Annotated in this window: 17 protein-coding genes; 7 read left to right on the top strand and 10 right to left on the bottom strand. The window is 68.4% G+C overall.

Translation table 11 applies throughout. From position 1 onward, the window contains the following. Nucleotides 1–234: 234 nt before the first annotated feature. The 3 genes from argG (at nucleotide 235) to EV644_RS35015 (ending at nucleotide 2,639) form a co-directional block, all read left to right on the top strand. The gene (gene argG / locus EV644_RS35025; protein ID WP_132194153.1) at nucleotides 235–1,683 is read left to right on the top strand and encodes an argininosuccinate synthase; all 1,449 of its coding nucleotides are present in this window, start codon (nucleotides 235–237) and stop codon (nucleotides 1,681–1,683) included. Nucleotides 1,684–1,880: 197 nt separating this feature from the next. After that, nucleotides 1,881–2,255 carry a hypothetical protein gene (locus EV644_RS35020; RefSeq protein WP_132194155.1) on the top strand — a complete coding sequence of 125 codons (375 nt, stop codon included), beginning with the start codon at nucleotides 1,881–1,883 and terminating at the stop codon, nucleotides 2,253–2,255. A gap of 30 nt (nucleotides 2,256–2,285) precedes the next feature. Further along, nucleotides 2,286–2,639, top strand: a complete 354-nt coding sequence (locus EV644_RS35015) for a hypothetical protein (RefSeq protein WP_132194157.1) — start codon at nucleotides 2,286–2,288, stop codon at nucleotides 2,637–2,639. 63 nt (nucleotides 2,640–2,702) lie between these two features. Here EV644_RS35015 and EV644_RS35010 read toward each other — a convergent pair whose 3' ends face one another. Next, the gene (locus EV644_RS35010) at nucleotides 2,703–3,989 is read right to left on the bottom strand and encodes a serine hydrolase domain-containing protein (protein WP_132194159.1); all 1,287 of its coding nucleotides are present in this window, start codon (nucleotides 3,987–3,989) and stop codon (nucleotides 2,703–2,705) included. Between the two features lie 10 nt (nucleotides 3,990–3,999). Next, nucleotides 4,000–4,707, bottom strand: coding sequence for a Clp protease N-terminal domain-containing protein (locus EV644_RS35005; RefSeq protein ID WP_132194161.1), 708 nt, complete (start codon nucleotides 4,705–4,707; stop codon nucleotides 4,000–4,002). A gap of 249 nt (nucleotides 4,708–4,956) precedes the next feature. Between EV644_RS35005 and mug the strand changes: the two genes are divergently transcribed. Together mug and EV644_RS34995 are read left to right on the top strand one after the other, a co-directional pair. Then, the gene (mug, locus tag EV644_RS35000) at nucleotides 4,957–5,457 is read left to right on the top strand and encodes a G/U mismatch-specific DNA glycosylase (RefSeq protein ID WP_132194163.1); all 501 of its coding nucleotides are present in this window, start codon (nucleotides 4,957–4,959) and stop codon (nucleotides 5,455–5,457) included. 111 nt (nucleotides 5,458–5,568) lie between these two features. Further along, nucleotides 5,569–8,907: a hypothetical protein gene (locus EV644_RS34995; RefSeq protein ID WP_132194165.1), complete on the top strand. Its 3,339-nt coding sequence runs from the start codon at nucleotides 5,569–5,571 to the stop codon at nucleotides 8,905–8,907. Here the strand turns inward: EV644_RS34995 and ligD are convergent. From ligD to EV644_RS34960, 7 genes are all read right to left on the bottom strand, one after another. Continuing rightward, nucleotides 8,904–9,908 (bottom strand): non-homologous end-joining DNA ligase, encoded by a 1,005-nt coding sequence (gene ligD / locus EV644_RS34990; RefSeq protein ID WP_132194167.1) that lies wholly within the window; start codon nucleotides 9,906–9,908, stop codon nucleotides 8,904–8,906. The genes EV644_RS34995 and ligD overlap by 4 nt on opposite strands. 114 nt (nucleotides 9,909–10,022) lie before the next feature. Beyond that, nucleotides 10,023–11,144, bottom strand: coding sequence for a tRNA dihydrouridine synthase DusB (dusB, locus tag EV644_RS34985; RefSeq protein ID WP_132194169.1), 1,122 nt, complete (start codon nucleotides 11,142–11,144; stop codon nucleotides 10,023–10,025). 5 nt (nucleotides 11,145–11,149) lie between these two features. Next, nucleotides 11,150–11,857, bottom strand: coding sequence for a hypothetical protein (locus tag EV644_RS34980; RefSeq protein ID WP_132194171.1), 708 nt, complete (start codon nucleotides 11,855–11,857; stop codon nucleotides 11,150–11,152). 2 nt (nucleotides 11,858–11,859) lie between these two features. After that, the gene (locus tag EV644_RS34975) at nucleotides 11,860–13,245 is read right to left on the bottom strand and encodes a glycine--tRNA ligase (protein WP_132194174.1); all 1,386 of its coding nucleotides are present in this window, start codon (nucleotides 13,243–13,245) and stop codon (nucleotides 11,860–11,862) included. A 93-nt stretch (nucleotides 13,246–13,338) separates the two neighbouring features. Next, nucleotides 13,339–13,635: an antibiotic biosynthesis monooxygenase family protein gene (locus EV644_RS34970; protein ID WP_132194176.1), complete on the bottom strand. Its 297-nt coding sequence runs from the start codon at nucleotides 13,633–13,635 to the stop codon at nucleotides 13,339–13,341. A gap of 68 nt (nucleotides 13,636–13,703) precedes the next feature. Next, nucleotides 13,704–14,240 carry a hypothetical protein gene (locus EV644_RS34965; RefSeq protein WP_132194178.1) on the bottom strand — a complete coding sequence of 179 codons (537 nt, stop codon included), beginning with the start codon at nucleotides 14,238–14,240 and terminating at the stop codon, nucleotides 13,704–13,706. Between the two features lie 70 nt (nucleotides 14,241–14,310). Beyond that, nucleotides 14,311–14,817: a hypothetical protein gene (locus EV644_RS34960; RefSeq protein ID WP_132194180.1), complete on the bottom strand. Its 507-nt coding sequence runs from the start codon at nucleotides 14,815–14,817 to the stop codon at nucleotides 14,311–14,313. 77 nt (nucleotides 14,818–14,894) lie between these two features. Here EV644_RS34960 and EV644_RS34955 point away from each other — a divergent pair, with 77 nt between their 5' ends. Continuing rightward, nucleotides 14,895–15,209 carry a DUF6703 family protein gene (locus tag EV644_RS34955; protein WP_132194182.1) on the top strand — a complete coding sequence of 105 codons (315 nt, stop codon included), beginning with the start codon at nucleotides 14,895–14,897 and terminating at the stop codon, nucleotides 15,207–15,209. Nucleotides 15,210–15,249: 40 nt separating this feature from the next. On the opposite strand, the gene EV644_RS34950 is transcribed toward EV644_RS34955, so the two are convergent. Beyond that, entirely contained in the window at nucleotides 15,250–15,789 is a 540-nt protein-coding gene (locus EV644_RS34950) for a TetR/AcrR family transcriptional regulator (RefSeq protein ID WP_132194184.1), read from the bottom strand. Between the two features lie 103 nt (nucleotides 15,790–15,892). On the opposite strand from EV644_RS34950, the gene EV644_RS34945 reads away from it, so the two are divergent. Beyond that, nucleotides 15,893–17,122, top strand: a complete 1,230-nt coding sequence (locus EV644_RS34945) for an FAD-dependent monooxygenase (protein WP_132194186.1) — start codon at nucleotides 15,893–15,895, stop codon at nucleotides 17,120–17,122. The last annotated feature ends 76 nt before the right edge of the window (nucleotides 17,123–17,198 follow it).

The following is a 17,198-nucleotide window of genomic DNA, read 5'->3' as shown; positions in this document are numbered from 1 at the left end:
CGATCAACCGGCCGATACGAATTCGCCATACCCAATACTCGAACGCCCACCCGGTGACCCACACCACCGCCACACCCATTTCTCAACAGGCTCTGTAGGGCGCCAGCGGCCGGGCAACCCGCCACCGGCGCCGGCGACCTCAGCTGCACCTGCCTTCCCAGGGCCTCGGGGCGCCAGGAGCCAGGCCACTGAGGACGCTTTGCATAATCATTCAGGAGAGTGCATACTCTTCCTATGTCCAAGGTCCTTACTTCCCTTCCCATCGGTGAGCGGGTCGGTATCGCTTTCTCAGGCGGTCTCGATACTTCGGTGGCGGTCGCGTGGATGCGCGACAAGGGCGCCGTCCCGTGCACCTATACCGCCGACATCGGCCAGTACGACGAGCCCGATATCGACTCGGTGCCCGGGCGCGCGGCGGCGTACGGGGCCGAGATCGCGCGGCTGGTCGACTGCCGTGCGGCGCTGGTCGAGGAAGGGCTGGCGGCGCTCGCCTGCGGTGCGTTCCACATCCGCTCGGGCGGTCGCGCCTACTTCAACACCACGCCGCTCGGCCGCGCGGTCACCGGCACACTGCTGGTCCGGGCGATGCTCGACGACAACGTCCAGATCTGGGGCGACGGGTCGACCTTCAAGGGCAACGACATCGAGCGGTTCTACCGGTACGGCCTGCTCGCGAACCCGCAGCTGCGGATCTACAAGCCCTGGCTCGACGCGGACTTCGTCACCGAGCTGGGCGGCCGTAAGGAGATGTCCGAGTGGCTGCTCGCTCACGAGCTGCCGTACCGGGACAGCACCGAGAAGGCGTACTCGACCGACGCCAACATCTGGGGCGCCACCCACGAGGCCAAGACGCTGGAGCACCTCGACACCGGCATCGAGACCGTGGACCCGATCATGGGCGTCAAGTTCTGGGACCCGGACGTCGAGATCCTCACCGAGGACGTCACGATCGGCTTCGAGCAGGGCCGGCCGGTGACGATCAACGGCAAGGAGTTCGCCAGCGCGGTCGACCTGGTGATGGAGGCGAACGCGGTCGGCGGCCGGCACGGCATGGGCATGTCGGACCAGATCGAGAACCGGGTGATCGAGGCCAAGAGCCGGGGCGTGTACGAGGCACCCGGGATGGCGCTGCTGCACGCGGCGTACGAGCGGCTGGTCAACGCGGTCCACAACGAGGACACGGTCGCGAGCTACCACAACGAGGGCCGGCGGCTCGGCCGGCTGATGTACGAGGGCCGCTGGCTCGACCCGCAGGCCCTGATGGTGCGGGAGTCCCTGCAGCGTTGGGTCGGTACCGCGATCACCGGCGACGTGACGCTGCGGCTGCGGCGGGGTGAGGACTACTCGATCCTCGACACCTCCGGCCCGGCCTTCAGCTACCACCCGGACAAGTTGTCGATGGAGCGGACCGAGGACTCGGCGTTCGGCCCGGTGGACCGGATCGGCCAGCTGACGATGCGGAACCTCGACATCGCCGACTCACGCGCCAAGCTCGAGCAGTACGCCGGTCTGGGCATGATCGGCACCAACCACCCGGCGATCATCGGCGCGGCCCAAGCCGCCTCGACCGGCCTGATCGGCGCGATGCCGCAGGGCGGGGCCGAGGCGATCGCCTCCCGCGGCGACGTCTCCGACGACGACCAGATGCTCGACCGGGCCGCGATGGAGTTCGGCACCGACTGAACGCCACCACACAGGCACCTCCACACCAACGGCCCCAGGCGACCCCCTCCACCGCCTGGGGCCGTGTCTTGTCTCCCTGACGATCTAAGGGGTTCGGCGCCGTATCTGCGGGGGTGCACCCGATGTGGCCGAGGTACCTGGCGGCCGAGCGTGAGAGCAGGCGGCAATTCCGCCGTCTCAGCTCACCCGGAGACACCATGAACCACACGTACTCAGCCCTCGCCCTGTCCGCACTCGCGCTGGGCACCGTCGTACTCACGACACCCGAGGCATCAGCCTTGCTCAGAGATACAGGCGGCGCGTCCGCTCCCTACAGCGGCAGCACCGACGACTGGCCGGGCAAAGGCAGCGGATACCCCGAGTCCAAGCCCACCAACTGCGCGTGCCCAGGCCACCCGTTGTGCAGCGCGGATCCGATGCCGGAGTTCGAGGTTGTCGCGGCGACGACCCCGGCAGCCTCGTCAGATGTCACCTGGTCCGCAAGCGCCCAGATGGGGACCTCAGCTCTCGGAGGCGCTGCTCTCGCCTTCGGCGGCATGTGGCTCTACCGCCGCCGCACTCCGGCCGACTAGCCGACTCGGTGCGAGAGGAGGTGCAGACCGATGATGGCGATCCAGCTAATGATGCTCGCCGCAGTGGCTGCCGGGGTGGGCCTGCTGATCATGGTCAGCTGGTTCAGCCGGCTCGAACAGGACCCGTACGCCGAGTGCGCGAACTGGTGCCGGGTCAACGCAGAAGTGGTCTCTGTACTCCGGGCCGGCGACCGCGTCTTCCTACAAGTCCGCTTCACAGTAGGGACCTCGCTCATCCAGAACGACGTCCGGTACGACGTACCGGGCCCGCTGCCACACGCCGGAGAGCGAGTCGCGATCCAGTACGACCCCACGGCCCCCGCTCGGCTGGTAGTCGCCCGACCCCCAACCGCTCAGCCAACGCCGCACCTTCCACCCGGCTAGCAGTGCCGGTCTTCCCCAAGATGTTGAACACATGCCCGCTCACGGAGGTCAGGCGGTGCGGGGTCAAGTGAGGCGCGGGGTGACTCGGCCGCTGGTGAAGAGGTGGGTGTTGGTGAAGGTGATGGGGGTCCAGGGCTGGTTGGGGGCGCTGCGGGTGACGAAGTGGTTGCCGTCGGCTGGGGTGGTTGGTAGGAGCTCGTATTCCTGGACCGGTTCCTCGGCGAAGGCGAGGCGGTCGCCGGTCGCTTGGTAGGTCAGCACCAGTTGGTCGTCGCGGCGGAGGACCTCCAGGCGAGCACTGGCCCGCTCGTACACGCCGATGTGCTCGACACCTACCCGGACGTCCTCGAGTGGCTCGGGCGGAAGCGGCGCCGCGGCGCCCACGTAGTGTGTGAAGACCTCGGAGGCGATGGCGTCGAAGAGGGCCGGGGCGTACGCCGAGTTGGTCAGCAGGCACACCGCCAGCCGGGCTTCGGGGTCGATCCGGAGGAAGGCGAGCTGCGAGATCGTGGTGCCGTCGTGGCCGAAGAGCTTCCGGCCGGACCAGTCGTACAGCCGCCAGGCCAGGCCGATCGCCTCCACCCCGTTCGCGCCGCCCGGGAAGGACACCTGCGGCTCGCGCATCCCGGCGTACCGGCTGTCCGGGTCGTCGAGATGCAGTTGGGCGAAACGCAAGAGGTCGCCGGCGCTCTGGGTGATGAGTCCGGCCGGGCCGATGGAGCGCGGCAGGTTCCAGGTCTGGACCGGGGAGCCGTCCGCGACGTGCCCGAGGGCGGACCGGTGCAGGATCGCCTCCTCCGGCAAGGTCATGGTCGCCGACAGCCCGAGGGGCTCGATCAGGCGGGACCGCAGGGAATCGTCCCAGGTCCGTCCGTCGAGCACCTCGATGATCCGGCCGAGGAGGACGAAGCCGGCGTTGCAGTAGGAGTACGCCGTCCCCGGCGCGAACAACTGGTCCACGTCGGCCAGCAGCGCGACGTACCGCTCGAGGCAGTCGTCGCCGCGGCCGGTGTCGGTGAACAGGTCCCCGTCGATGCCGCTCTGGTGGGTGAGCAGCTGACGGACGGTGATCCGTGCGTCGATCGGTGCCTCAGGCAATAGTTTCACCACGGCGTCGTCGAGCTCGAGCCGACCCTCGGCGGCCAGCTGGACGATCATCGTGGCGGTCCACGTCTTGGTGATCGAGCCGACCTGGAAGATCGAGTCGGCCATCACCTCGACGCCGGTCCCCCGGTTCAGGACGCCGTACGGTGTGATGGTCTGCTCGCCGTCGGCCCAGATCCCGAGTACTGCGCCGGGCACTCCGGCGTCGGCGGCGAGTGCTTCCAGGCGCGAGGTCCAGTCAGGCATGACCCCTAAGTTACTTGGCCTTCTCCAGCTCGTTGAGCACGGCCCGGATCGCAGCCCAGGCAGCCGATTCGTCCAGGCCGAGCCCCTGCAGGACGGTGGTCGCGACACCAGCCTGGTCGCGGTAGAACGCGAGCAGGAGGTGCTCGGTGCCGACGTAGTTGTGGCCCAGCGCGAGCGCCTCACCCGCGGCGCCTTGCAGGACGTGCGATGCGCGCCGGGTGAACCCCAGCTCTTCCTCGTTCACGGGTCCCTCGCCGGCGGGCACTGCCGCGTTCACCGCTTCGGACACCGCCTGCTCGGTAACGCCATGGGCAACGAGCACCTTGGTGGCGAGGGCCTCCGGTTGGGTGTAGAAGGCGAGCAGCAGGTGCTCGGTACCGACGTACGAGTGGTTGAGGCCGCGGGCGACATCGGTGGCCGCCTCGACGACCGCGCGGGTCCGCGGGGTGTAGTGCTCGAACGCGGGCCGGCTCGTCCAGGACTCGGCGAAGCGTTTGTGTGCGGCCTGCTTGCTGACGCCGAGCACGGTGCTGATCTCGACCCACGACTTGCCGGCGCCGCGGGCCCGGTCGACGAAGTAGCCGAGCGCGGCGTCGCTGGTGCTGGTCAGTTCGCTGATCGTGCTCGCGGCGGTGCCGAGCTGGTCGAGGATGTCGTCGGTGCCGGCGTCCGCACGGATGGTGTCGATGAGTTGTTGCAGATCGGGTCCAGGAGTCATGCGTCAACCCTAGGTTGACGCGATTTGGCCGTCAACCCTGGGTTGACGGACCCGCCGCCTTCAACAACCAGAACGACTGCCCCGGCTTCGCCAACCACTCCCCGCCCCCGAGTGGTGGGCGGGGAGTGCCACCACTCACCAACCATCTCTGACGCAGCACCCCAGCAGCGTCGGCAGGCGGAGACAGCGTCGCTGCAGCCGGGGTTGGTGAGTGGTGGCAGTCCGGCTTCGGAGGGTTAAGGTTCCGGGGTGCAGGAATTGCCCGACATCATCGCGCCTGGACTGCGGGTGCTGTTCTGCGGGATCAACCCCGGCCTGGTGTCGGCCGAGACCGGGCACCACTTCGCCCGGCCCGGCAACCGCTTCTGGCCGGCACTCCACCAGTCGGGCTTCACGCCGAGGCAATTCCGGCCCGACGAGCAGAAGGAACTTCTCGAGCTCGGCCTCGGGATCACCAACATCGTCGACCGGCCGTCAGCCCGGGCCGACGAGCTGAGCCGGGCGGATCTCGCCGCGGGTGGCGAGAACCTGGTGAAGAAGGTCCTTGCCTATGAACCCGAGTGGCTCGCGGTCGTCGGCGTCACGGCGTACCGGGTCGCTTTCGGGGACAAGAAGGCGGCGATGGGGCGGCAGGATCGCCTGATCGGTGCGACCAAGGTCTGGATCCTGCCGAACCCCAGCGGCTTGAACGCCCACTACACGCTCCCCAAGCTCGCCGCCGCCTTCGCCGAACTGAAAGCTGCCAGCTGACCGCACTCACCTCGGTGTTCTCCGAGTCGGCCGCGCCCGCGACGCGCGCCCGCGCAACTGCTGAGGCGGCCAATCTGCCCGCCTGACTCCCCGGTTCGGCAGGATGTGGGGATGCATGCGACCGATCTGCTGAGCGCTCTCGATGGACTCCCGTACGGCGAACGCGCCCGGCTGATCGCGCAGGAGGCGAGGCGGCTACGCGGTACTCCGGACCTGCCCGAGCTGATCGCCGAACTCGACAGCGGCGAGCCCTTCGAGCGCGCAGTCGGTCTGCAGCTCGCGCAGATCGCGGGCGACATCGACCACGTGGCCCGGCTGCTCGCGGACCCCGATTCGGTCATCCAGGCACGCGCCCTCGCGGCGGCCGGTCGCGGTGTCGCGGTCTCCGACGACGCTCTGCGTGCTCTGTACGACGATGCGCCGGCCGCCCTCCGCAGCAGGCTCCTGTCGGTGATCCACCGGACGGGTCGGCAGGGGCTGGCGGCACGGTTGATCGACGACCAGCGCGACCGGTGGGGCGACCAAGCGGCGAGCGCGTTCCTCAGCAGCACCGACCGATCCACCGTCGAGCGGCTCCTTCCGGAACTCGCCTACTGCCTCAACGCAGGCATGTGGGAGCGGTTGGCCCGGAGACACCCGGAACCGGTGCTCGACTACGCGACCCGGACTCTGCCCGGCGACGAAGGGGCGCGAGAGGAATGGTGGGGTGGGGTCGGCTTCGGAGTGGTCGGTGCCTTCGATCACGCTGCGGAGCGCGTGTTCGCGTTGCTGAAGGATGCGCTCTCTCCGGATCAACTGCCGTCCGCGGTGGTCGGGATCCTTGGTCGGTTGGTTGATCTCGATCCGAGTGGTGTGCTGGCGATCCTGACGACGCCGGAGCGGGCGTCCGCAGTACGGGAGGCGCTGACGCCAGCCGTCCGACGACGGCTGTATCGGTTCTCCGACGACGAACTCGCTGCACTGGGCCGACTGCTCTGGCCGGCCGTGGGCGGGTTGCTGTCCGACCTGCCACCAGCTCGTCGTGCTGTCGTGTTCGAGAAGGCGACGACCTCGATCGAGCTCAGCCAGACCGCGCTTCTTGGTTCTGTCCTTCGCGTTCTCCCGCTGGCGGTCCGACAGGATCAGGCACGGCGGATGCTCACGATGGCCGAGATCCGCGAAGACCATCGGCAGAGGTGGGAGGTCACCAGTCATCTGCCGTTCGAGGAGGCGTTCGCCTTGCTCGAGCCGGAGGTCCGCCGACCGGACGTCGACGACCGCGCGGCCGTGTACCGGACCGTCATCAACTCTGCCGGGCTCTCCCGGGAGCCCGCCTCGATCGAGCAGGCGCTGACCTGGGCCACCCGGGTCCGCAACGAACGGGACCAGGTCCGCAACACCGTTCTGCTCGCCGCGGCCGGACTCCCGCCCTCTCTCCTGACCGATCAGCACGTCGCCGCGCTGCAGACCCTCCTGACCGACGCACTCGAGGCGCGCGACACGTCCTGGAGCTCCCGCTCGGCGCTGAACCAGCTCGCCGAGCTCGCCGTCCGTCAAGGTGCCCTAGGCAACCATCACGGTCTGCTCCGGTGGGGACTCGATGCCCACGCCCGGCTGACCGAGAGCCGCGGCACCGTCGGCCTCTACGGCTTGATCGACGGCCTGCCCCGCGGCCGCGAGCTCGCGATCTACGAAACCTTGCGCCCGTACGTCGAGAGCGCGGCCAAGCGGCGGGAGTTCGACCTCGCCTTCGCGATCGCCGGAGCGTTCGGCCGCCGCGGCTGGACCATCGACCATCTCCACGCGATCCTCGAACAGGCCGTCTGGTCGAACCAGGAGTACACCGTCGAGCGAGCCGCCCACCTCTGGCTCGAACCGACCACCACTCGCTCCGAACGCACCGCTCGGATCATCGGCCGCGATGTCGGCATGGCCCGCTGGCAACCCGTCTGGAATGCCGTCACCGAATGCCGCACCGACCTCCTCGATCCCGTGCTCGCCGAGCCGGACCGAATCCGCCGGTTCAGCCGCAACCACCCCGCCTGGCAGGTCTCCGACTCCGCACTGCGCCGCTGGCTCCCACGCCAGCACCGCCGGTACGCCGAACTGGTGGCCGCCGCCGCGAACGACTCCCGCATGCCCGAGTGGGCTCGCGCGACCGCGGTGTCGACGCTCGGGCACATCCCTGGTGTCGGACGAGCCGCGGTCGAGCCGTTCCTCACCAGCGACGCGGTGCTTCTCCAGGAGGCTGCATTGGCCGCACTGGCGTGGACGGATCGGCCCGAGCAGGCACTGGCTGTCTTGCTGCGACACGGTGGGGACGACCGTGCTCGAGTCGCGCTCTACGCAGCCACTCGGGCCGCGCGCTTCGTCAGGCCGAGCCTGCTGGCCGAGACGTTCCGGCCCGTGCTGGTTGGCGAGGGCGTCAAGGTGACCTCGCGCAAGGAGGCCGCGCGGCTCCTCGGCGAACTCCGCGCGCCCGGCGCCGGCGAAGTACTGACTGAAGCCTGGGCGGACGCGCATCGGGATGTGAAGGCGGCGATCACCAGTGCGGCGTCGCAGTACCTGCTGCATGAGCCGGCGAGCTGGGCGCTGTTGCAGGAGGCTGTGCACGATTCGCCTGCTACTGCGACGGTTCTGGCCCAGCGATCACCGTCCACGATGGCCTCGAAGTACCGCTCGCACTACGCGGACCTGCTGATCGCCGTGACGAACAGGCCCGAGACGGAGGTGGTGCGGCTCGCGCTGCTGTCGATGCGGTTCTGGGCACGCTTCAACCCCGCGGCCGTGCCGGTCTGCGCCGCCTTCATCACTGACCTCAGCATCCGCAACAGCACCTGGTCCGACGGCACGACCACCCTCGCCACCATTGCCGCCACCACCCCGGAACTCGCCCTCGACGAAGTGCTCTCGGTGGTCCGACTCCTCGTCCGGCTGGAGACCAACCCCAACGTCCCCAACGCCACTCCGGACCGCGATCGCCCGGCCCGGCAGCGGCTGACGGTCTTGGTCAACAGCCTGACCGCCGCCTTCGGCATGAAGTCCACCGAAGCCCGGCAGGTGTTGCGCTTGGTCGCGGATGAGGTCACCGCGCCCGAGTACGTGCACTGCCGGCTGCAGTTGCTCGTCAAGGCGCTTCGGTGGGAGGTGCTGTACGACGAACTGTCGGCGCTGGCGAGCCTGGTCGCGGATCGACCGGTGGCGACGTTTGATGCGGTGGACCAACTCAGCAAGAGGCTGAGCAACTCGCACGCCTACTGGACGCCCGACGACCTGGTAGAGCCGGCCGCCAGGCTTGCAGCGAGGTCCCGAACCGTCGATTGCCTGCTGGCGCTCTCGCTGACGGCGGCAGCAGGTCGGCGAGCGGGCTGGCCGCTGACCTGGCGAACGCAGCTGGCCGAACTCCGTAACCATCCCGCTGCTGACGTTCGCCACGCTGCTCTGGATCTTGTGACGGCGTCGGAAAGCTAGCCCTTCTCCTCACCCTCTGACGCGGCCTCACCTTCTGACTCGGCGGCGCGGCGGGCCGCGGCCTTGCGGCGTTTGCCTTCGTGCATGGCGACGACGCGGGCGATCGGGATGGTGTGGCCCTCCTCGATCAGCTCGGCGGGCAGCGTCTGAGGCGCCGGCAACTGCTCGGCCCACGGGTCGCCGTCGCCCAGCAGAGCGGGAGCCGTGTGGAGGGTGAAGTCCTTGGGTGTCACCTGATCGATGTCGTCCCAGCCGACGGGGAACGACACCGTTGCACCTGGTCGGATGCGTGGGCTGTACGCCGCGACCACCGTCGCCCCACCGGAGCGGGTCGAGTCGACGAACACCTTGCCTTGCCGCTCTTCCTTGACGTACGCGGTGGTCGCCAGTGCCGGGTCGATCCGCTCGGCCCGTGCAGCGATTGCTCGGGTCGCGGCCGCCGCGTCCTCGATCGAGGCCTGGTCGTCGATCGGCACGTAGACGTGGACGCCCTTGGCGCCGCTGGTCTTGACCGCTCCGCTCAACCCGATATCCGCGAGCGCCTGCCGCACCAGCTGCGCCGCCTGCACTGCCAGCTGGAAGGTCTCCCCCTCTGGCGGGTCGAGGTCGAGCACCAACTGCGTGACGCGATCCCAGCGGGAGGCACGGACCAGCGTCGGGTGGTACTCCACCGCACGCTGGTTCGCGAACCACAGCAGCGTCTTGCGGTCATCGCAAACGGCGTACGACACCTCACGCTTGGACGCCTCGGCCCACATCGGCACCGTCCGCACCCACTCCGGCGTGTACTTCGGAACGTTCTTCTGCATGAACGGCTGCTGCCCAGGCCGCACCCGGATCACCGACAACGGGCGCTCCCGCAACTCCCGCAGGATCCGCCCGTGCACGGCATCGAGGTAGTCCACCAGATCCCGCTTGGTAGCCCCGGCCCCATCGAACAGCGGCTGATCCAGATTGGTCAGCGGCACCCCATCACGCGTCTCATCCGGCTTACTCGCCATGACAGGAGCCTAAGGGCAGAAGGAGTCAGGCGCCTGTGGGTAACTTCCCGCCTTCTGGGACTCTCGTTTGTAGACTTGAGAGGGAAAGACAGCAGGCGAGTCGTGGCGGGTCGGTCAGCCGCCGGAGACTCCGATTTCGGCGTCGGCCAGGTCGGTGTTGAGGCCGTCGGTGTCGTCGAGCCAGCCGTGAGGGAGGACGACGTGGTCACGGGGGCTGCCCTGGCGGCCGCGCGGGGAGCCGAGCTCCTGGACGGGGAACGGTGCAGTCGGGTCGAGTTGGGCTAGGAGTTCGTCCAGGTGGGCGAGGGAGTCGACCATGCCGAGGGCAGCGCGGAGTTCGCCGCCGGCTGGGAAGCCCTTCAGGTACCACGGGACGTGCTTGCGGAAGTCGCGGAGGCCGCGCCGCTCCCCCATCAGGTCGGCCAACAGCTCGCCGTGCCGCCGCATCACTGTGGCCACCTCGCCCAGGTTCGGCAGGTTGAGCGCCTCACCACCGGCGAACGCCACCGCCAGGTCGCGGAACAACCACGGCCGGCCGAGGCACCCGCGCCCCACGATGACCCCGGCACAACCCGTCTCGGAAACCATCCGGAGCGCGTCGGACGCCTCCCAGATGTCGCCGTTGCCGAGCACGGGGATGCTGACGTGCTCGACGAGTTCGGCGATCTTGCCCCAGTCGGCCTGCCCCGAGTACGCCTGGGCCGCAGTACGACCGTGCAGCCCGATCGCGGCCGCGCCCGACTCCTCGGCGATCTTGCCCGCGTCGAGGTAGGTCTGGTGCGCGCTGTCGATCCCGATCCGGGTCTTCATCGTCACCGGAATGCCGTACGGCGTGGCCGCCTTCACCGCGGACTGCAGGATCGCGCCGAGCAGATTCCGCTTCCAGGGAAGGGCCGCGCCGCCGCCCTTGCGGGTCACCTTCGGCACCGGACAACCGAAGTTCAGGTCGATGTGGGCGACGCCGTACTGGTCGCAGAGCAGTTCGACCGCGCGGCCGATGTAGACCGGGTCCACGCCGTACAGCTGGACCGACCGGACCGTCTCGCGCTCGTCGAAGGTGAGCATATCGAGGCTCTTCTGGTCCCCCTCGACGATGCCGCGCGACGTGATCATCTCGCAGACGTACAGCCCGGCGCCCTGCTCCGCACACAGCCGCCGGTACGCCGCGTTGGTGATCCCCGCCATCGGCGCGAGCACCACCGGCGTATCGATCGTCAGGTCGCCGAGCTTCAACATGCTGCTCAGGCCTTCGTCACCAGGATCTGGCCGTTGCCCGAAACCTGCGCCTTGTAGGCATGTACTGCGTTCGCGGTCGTCGTTACGTCGCAGGAGATTCCCTCGGACGTGTGCTTGACCACGGCGACGTCGTCCATCGTGCAGGTCACCTTGGCCGCGCCGGCGACCGTCCGCTGCACCGCGTCGACGACCTTCGCCTTCACGACCGCCACCGAGTCCGAGGTGAACTTGTACGACGCGCTGTACTGCTTGGCGTCGATCGTCAGCTTGCCCGGGTACGACTTGCCCGCATACGTGACCGTGCACGTCAGGTTGTGGGTGCCCGGCTCCTCCGCGCTGTCGATCCCCGGGCAGTTCACCGTCGTGGTGGCAGCCTTGCCCGCGGCGATCTGGGCCTGCTTGGAGATCGCGAAGCGGATCCGCTGAGCCAGCGGGGCATCCGAGGCCGGCTCGCCCTTCACCTTGGGAGTCGGCCACGGCGTCGAGGGCGTCGGCAACGGCTTCAGCGTCGGCGTCGAGGCGGTCGGGATCGGCGCGGTCGAACCCGGCGCACTCGGGTTGGACGCCGACGGGGTGCCGGCGGCGTTGTTGTCCGGAGGTGAATCCGAGCAACCGGCGACCAGGAAGACCAGCAGCGCGCTGAGACCGAAGACGGCCAGGCCGAACTTGGTGTGGCCGGGCGTCAGAAGTCCCCGAAGCGTCCGTTCGCTCATTGTCAGCAACCCACCAGACGCTGCGCGAGGTAGCCCGTCACCTCGGTGAGGGCGACTCGTTCCTGCTTCATCGAGTCACGCTCGCGAATCGTCACGGCCTGGTCGTCGAGGGTGTCGAAGTCGACGGTGATGCAGTACGGCGTACCGATCTCGTCCTGGCGGCGGTAGCGACGGCCGATCGCGCCGGCGTCGTCGAAGTCGACGTTCCAGTTCTTCCGCAGTTCGCCGGCCAGGTCCTTTGCCTTCGGGGACAGGTCGGCGTTGCGGGACAGCGGGAGCACCGCCGCCTTGACCGGGGCCAGCCGCGGGTCGAAGCGCAGTACGGTCCGCTTGTCCACGCCGCCCTTGGCGTTCGGGGCCTCGTCCTCGGTGTAGGCGTCGAGCAGGAACGCGAGCACGTTGCGTGTCAGGCCGGCCGCCGGCTCGATCACGTACGGCGTCCAGCGCTCGCCCTTCTCCTGGTCGAAGTAGGACAGGTCGACGCCGGAGTGCTTGGAGTGAGTGGACAGGTCGAAGTCGGTCCGGTTCGCGATGCCCTCGAGCTCGTCGAACTCCTTGCCGCCGAAGTGGAACCTGTACTCGATGTCGACGGTGCGCTTCGAGTAGTGGCTCAGCTTCTCCTTCGGGTGCTCGTAGAGCCGCATGTTGTCCGGGTTCAGGCCGAGCCCGGTGTACCAGTCCCAGCGCGCCTTCAGCCAGTACTCGTGCCACTCCTCGTCACTGCCCGGCGCGACGAAGAACTCCATCTCCATCTGCTCGAACTCGCGGGTGCGGAAGATGAAGTTGCCCGGGGTGATCTCGTTGCGGAAGCTCTTGCCGACCTGGGCGATGCCGAAGGGCGGCTTCTTCCGGGCGGTGCCCATCACGTTGGCGAAGTTGATGAAGATGCCCTGCGCGGTCTCCGGCCGCAGGTAGTGCAGGCCTTCCTCCGACTCGACCGGGCCCAGGTAGGTCTTCAGCAGGCCGTTGAACATCCGCGGCTCGGTGAAGGTGCCCTTGTTGCCGCAGTTCGGGCAGGCGATCTCGTCCAGCTTGACCTCGTCGGCGTCCTTGTTCTTACGCCGGGCGAAGTCCTCGCGCAGGTGGTCGTCGCGGAACCGCTTGTGGCAGGACTGACACTCGGTCAGCGGGTCGACGAACTCCGACAGGTGGCCGGAGGCCTCCCACACCTTGGTCGGCAGGATCACCGACGAGTCCAGCCCGACGATGTCGTCGCGGCTCGTCACCATCGAGCGCCACCACTGGGTGCGCACGTTGTTCTTCAGCTCGACGCCGAGCGGTCCGTAGTCCCAGGCCGACTTGGTACCACCGTAGATCTCGCCGCACGGGTAGACGAAGCCTCTCCGCTTACTGAGGCTGACGACGGCATCGACGGTATCCACGGGCACTTTTCGACTCCAGTTTGGTGGTACGGGAAGGGTCCAGGCTATCGGGCCGGGGAGGCCCTCGTCGCATTCGTGCTCGCGACGATCGATCGCCGCTCAGCGCAGCGGGGCGAACTCGCTCAGGTCGTCGTAGGCGGTCGGCTCGTCGATCGCCTGCGACAGCAGCGGCACCGCCGCCAGCTTCACCTCGTACGGCGAGAGCGCGCGGCGGTAGCTGCCGATGTTCTCCCACTCCATGCTCAGCGCGAGAAGTTCGGGGTCGTCCGCGTTCCGCCCGGTCCGGGCCGCGACGAATCCCTTCTGCCGCGACAACACCTCGACAGCTGTCTCCAGCCGCCCCAAGAACTCCGGCTGCGCGGTCTCGTCGACCCGGAACCTGATCACCACGAACACGCGCGCAAGCGTACGGCGTCACGCTCCGCGATCCACACCGCCCCGGTACGGCGTACTCCCGGCGGGCGTCAGCGTTCCTGCTGCGGCGCACTCCGCGATGGTCCGGCGGAGGTGGTCTGACCACGCCGGCCGAACTGCGACGCATCAAGTGGCCGCGAACTCGACAGCGGCTGCTGCCCGGCCCAAGCCTGAGCCACCGCCCGCTTCGCATCGAGCTCAGCCTGCCGCTGCGCCTGATTGCCGCCCGACGAGGCCGGGCGGTCGCCGAATCGGTTCAGGCCGGGCTGCCGGTCGTTGGGGTGCCGGTTCAGGCGGGCACAGGTGTGCTCGTAGATATTGCCGCTCCCCTGCCGCGGCTTGATCGCCAGCAGCTCGCGCCGCGGCTGACCACCTGGCGTGGCAGGACCGCTCTCACGGAAGACCAGCCGGTGGTCGGCCTTCTTCTGCGGATCCGACTGCACATAAGCCGTCACGCAGTCCCGCAGATCCCCCTTTCCCGCCTCATACCCCAACGGATGATGCCCGTCGGTCTTGCCCGCACGCAGCTTCTCGATCTCGCGCAGGGTCTCGCGATAGAGGTTGCCGTGGCGGGCGGGATCGGCCATCGCTCTGCTCCGGAGTAGTTGCAGGTCCTGCGCGAACTTTGGGCTTGCCGAGATCGAGTAACCGCTCTGCTCACTGGTCACGTGGCGGCAGGCCCTCCTCCGTGCGGATCTCGTCGAGGATCTGCTGGGTGAAGGGGTCGTCAGCCGCCCACTCGTCGAGATCGAACGGCTTGCTGTCGGGGAGGGGTTCGGTGGTGTAGGTGCGCTGGGTGGGGTCGTCGACTACGCCGGCTGGGGGCTCGTCGTCGCCGCGGAGGAAGCGGTACTGCGCTGTCGACAGCACCACCGCCTCCGGCTCGCCTTCCTCGCCCCACACCAGCGGGGTCGGGGAGGCTCCGGCGCGGATCGCCGTGAGCAGCCTCGGCAGCTCGGCCGCCACCTGCGGTGGCTCCAGCACCGACGGCGCGAGGTCGAACTTGGCCTCACCACCGAGATCCTCGAACTCGTCGTACGTCAGCACCACGGCCTCCGGCACCCCGTCGCCGAAGCTGAAGGCACGGGTGGACCCAGCGCGGAACCGGCCCAGGATCCCCGGCAGGTCGCGGCTGATGTCGTCGACTGATGGCAAACCGTTCATCCACAGACTGTAACCAGAATGCGGTCAGCGCGGAGGCGACTATCCACAGACGACCAGGGGGCTGGAACACTGTGGAGATGAGCAGCGCATCTCCCAGCAGTGAGCCGTCGAGTCCGCTTCGCACGCGGATCACGAAGTTGAGCTACCCGGTGGTGGCCAAGCTGCACGAGATGCCGAAGCTGACGCTGCCCGCGATCACCCTGGTGCTCGCCCTGATCGGGGTCTTCGCGCCGGTCGCCGCCGGCGTCCCCGCGCTGATCCTGCTCGCACTGCTGCTCGCCTGGCTCGGCTTCCTGTCGTGGCCGGTGGTGTCGAACGGCCAGCGCGCCATCCGGATCTTCTCCGTTCTCGTCATCCTGCTCTTCGGCGTCTCCCGCATCGCCAACGGCTGAGCGACACCAACTGGGTCTGGCCTGCAGGGTGCGAGCCGAGTCAGGCCCGCAGGGTGTCGACGGCGGCTGCGACGGCGGCGGCTCGGAGGTCGGCGGGATCGACGTGTTCGAACATCACCGCGCAGTCGGAGAGACCGCCGAGGGCGACCATGCCGCGGACCTGATGGTCCAGGGACGGATCCGGGCCGATCAGTAAGGCGATCAACCGCTGCCGCCAGTCGATGAACTTCGACGCCAGGTCCAGTTGGTGCAGCACGGTCATGTCGCTGATTGCGACCTGGATCAGCCGCCGGTGCTTGTAGGCCAGGTCGAAGTACGACTCGAGCAACGCGCGCGGATCCGCTGACGCCGTGGCCTCCTGCTCTTCGACATAGGTGTTGAAGTCGTCGAACAGCGGTGTCACCAGACTGCTGACCAGTTCTTCGCGGGACGCGAAATGGTAGTACAGCGCGGGCTTGGTCACGCCCAGCCGGTCGGCGATCTGCCGGAGGCTGGTCTGCTGCATGCCCTGCTCGGCGAACAGGTCCAGCGCCACCGCCTGGATCCTCGCCTTGGTGTCCCCGCTTCGTGCTCTCGGCATGCTGCGAAGTTTAGCTGACCTACCGTTAAGTAAGCCATTGACAAGCCCCCTCACGATTGCTTACCTTCCGTTAAGTAAGCAATCGGGCAAGGGGGTGGAGGCAATGCAGAAAGTGCTGATCTCCGGCGCGAGCGTGGCCGGACCAGTGCTCGCCTACTGGCTGCGGCAGTACGGTTTCGAGCCGACGATCGTCGAGCGCACGCCGGCTCTGCGCCACGGGCTCGGAGGTCACGCGGTCGACCTGTTCGGCTCGGGCGTCGAGGTCGCCCGGCGGATGGGGATCGACGAAGCCGTCCAAGCGGCGCGGACACGGACTGAGTGGATGACGCTGTTCCGCAACGGCAAGAAGCCGGTCGAGATCAACGTCGACAAGCTCAGCTCCGGCATCTCCGACCGCCACGTGGAGATCCTCCGCGGCGAGCTCACCAGCCTCCTGTACGACGCGACGCGCGACCGGGTCGAGTATCTCTTCGGGGACTCCATCGCCACCCTGAACGACGACGGCCACGGGGTCGACGTCACCTTCGAGCACGGCGAGCCCCGCCGGTTCGACCTGGTGATCGGTGCCGACGGCATGCACTCCACGGTCCGGCGGCTCGCGTTCGGACCGGAGGAGTCGATGCGCCGGCCACTCGGTGGCTACCTCGGGGTGTACTCGATGCCGGATGAACTCGCACTGGGCAACCGAATGTTCGTGCACATGGAGATCGGCAAGATCGCCAGCACCTACGGCGTTCACCAGACGGGCCAGGCCCGGGCCGCCTTCCTGTTCCGCCGGCAAGAGGAGTTGCGGTACGACTACCGCGACAAGGACCAGCAGAAGCGGATCCTGGCGGACGAGTTCCGCGACTACGGCTGGGAGGTCCCTCGCCTGCTGAAGCACCTGGACGCGGCCGAGGACTTCTACTTCGACTCGATCACCCAGATCACCCTCGACTCCTGGCAGCGCGGGCGGATCGGCCTGGTCGGCGACGCGGGGTACTGCCCGGGTCCGGCCGTCGGTGGCGGGACCAGCCTCGCCGTCGTCACGGCGTACGTGCTGGCTGGTGAACTGGCGGCGGCTCGCGCCGACCTGCCGTCCGGGCTGCGGAACTACGAGAACAAGATCCGGCGCTTCGTCGACCTGAGCCGGGCGGTCGGGCCGAAGGTGATGGGCTCGATCATCCCGGGCAGCGCGACCGCGCTGCGGGCCGTCCCACTCGTGGCGAGCGTGCTGCCGCACCTGCCACTGTGGGCGCAGCGCAAGGTGTGGTCGCAGAACGGCGTCGGCAAGGCGCTCGACTCCCTGCCGCTCCCCGACTACAGCGATCTGGTCAGAGTGCCTCAGTCGTAGTCGTCATTCGCGAATCGGCCTGAGCCCCGGCGTTTCCGGCTGGATCAGGCGGTTATGGCTGGATCAGACGGTTCCC

The sequence above is a fragment of the Kribbella orskensis genome (assembly GCF_004342085.1).
Classification (GTDB): domain Bacteria; phylum Actinomycetota; class Actinomycetes; order Propionibacteriales; family Kribbellaceae; genus Kribbella; species Kribbella orskensis.
This window is presented reverse-complemented; position numbering and strand designations above follow the sequence as displayed.

Excerpts from the sequence above, each read along its gene's own strand:
- EV644_RS34945 (WP_132194186.1), top strand. The coding sequence starts at position 15,893 with ATGCAGAAAGTGCTGATCTCCGGCGCGAGCGTGGCCGGACCAGTGCTC.
- EV644_RS34995 (WP_132194165.1), top strand. The coding sequence starts at position 5,569 with ATGCATGCGACCGATCTGCTGAGCGCTCTCGATGGACTCCCGTACGGC.
- EV644_RS35020 (WP_132194155.1), top strand. The coding sequence starts at position 1,881 with ATGAACCACACGTACTCAGCCCTCGCCCTGTCCGCACTCGCGCTGGGC.
- EV644_RS35010 (WP_132194159.1), bottom strand. The coding sequence starts at position 3,989 with ATGCCTGACTGGACCTCGCGCCTGGAAGCACTCGCCGCCGACGCCGGA.
- EV644_RS34965 (WP_132194178.1), bottom strand. The coding sequence starts at position 14,240 with ATGGCCGATCCCGCCCGCCACGGCAACCTCTATCGCGAGACCCTGCGC.
- ligD (WP_132194167.1), bottom strand. The coding sequence starts at position 9,908 with ATGGCGAGTAAGCCGGATGAGACGCGTGATGGGGTGCCGCTGACCAAT.
- argG (WP_132194153.1), top strand. The coding sequence starts at position 235 with ATGTCCAAGGTCCTTACTTCCCTTCCCATCGGTGAGCGGGTCGGTATC.
- EV644_RS34980 (WP_132194171.1), bottom strand. The coding sequence starts at position 11,857 with ATGAGCGAACGGACGCTTCGGGGACTTCTGACGCCCGGCCACACCAAG.
- EV644_RS35005 (WP_132194161.1), bottom strand. The coding sequence starts at position 4,707 with ATGACTCCTGGACCCGATCTGCAACAACTCATCGACACCATCCGTGCG.
- dusB (WP_132194169.1), bottom strand. The coding sequence starts at position 11,144 with ATGTTGAAGCTCGGCGACCTGACGATCGATACGCCGGTGGTGCTCGCG.
- EV644_RS34950 (WP_132194184.1), bottom strand. The coding sequence starts at position 15,789 with ATGCCGAGAGCACGAAGCGGGGACACCAAGGCGAGGATCCAGGCGGTG.
- EV644_RS34960 (WP_132194180.1), bottom strand. The coding sequence starts at position 14,817 with ATGAACGGTTTGCCATCAGTCGACGACATCAGCCGCGACCTGCCGGGG.
- EV644_RS34955 (WP_132194182.1), top strand. The coding sequence starts at position 14,895 with ATGAGCAGCGCATCTCCCAGCAGTGAGCCGTCGAGTCCGCTTCGCACG.
- EV644_RS35015 (WP_132194157.1), top strand. The coding sequence starts at position 2,286 with ATGATGGCGATCCAGCTAATGATGCTCGCCGCAGTGGCTGCCGGGGTG.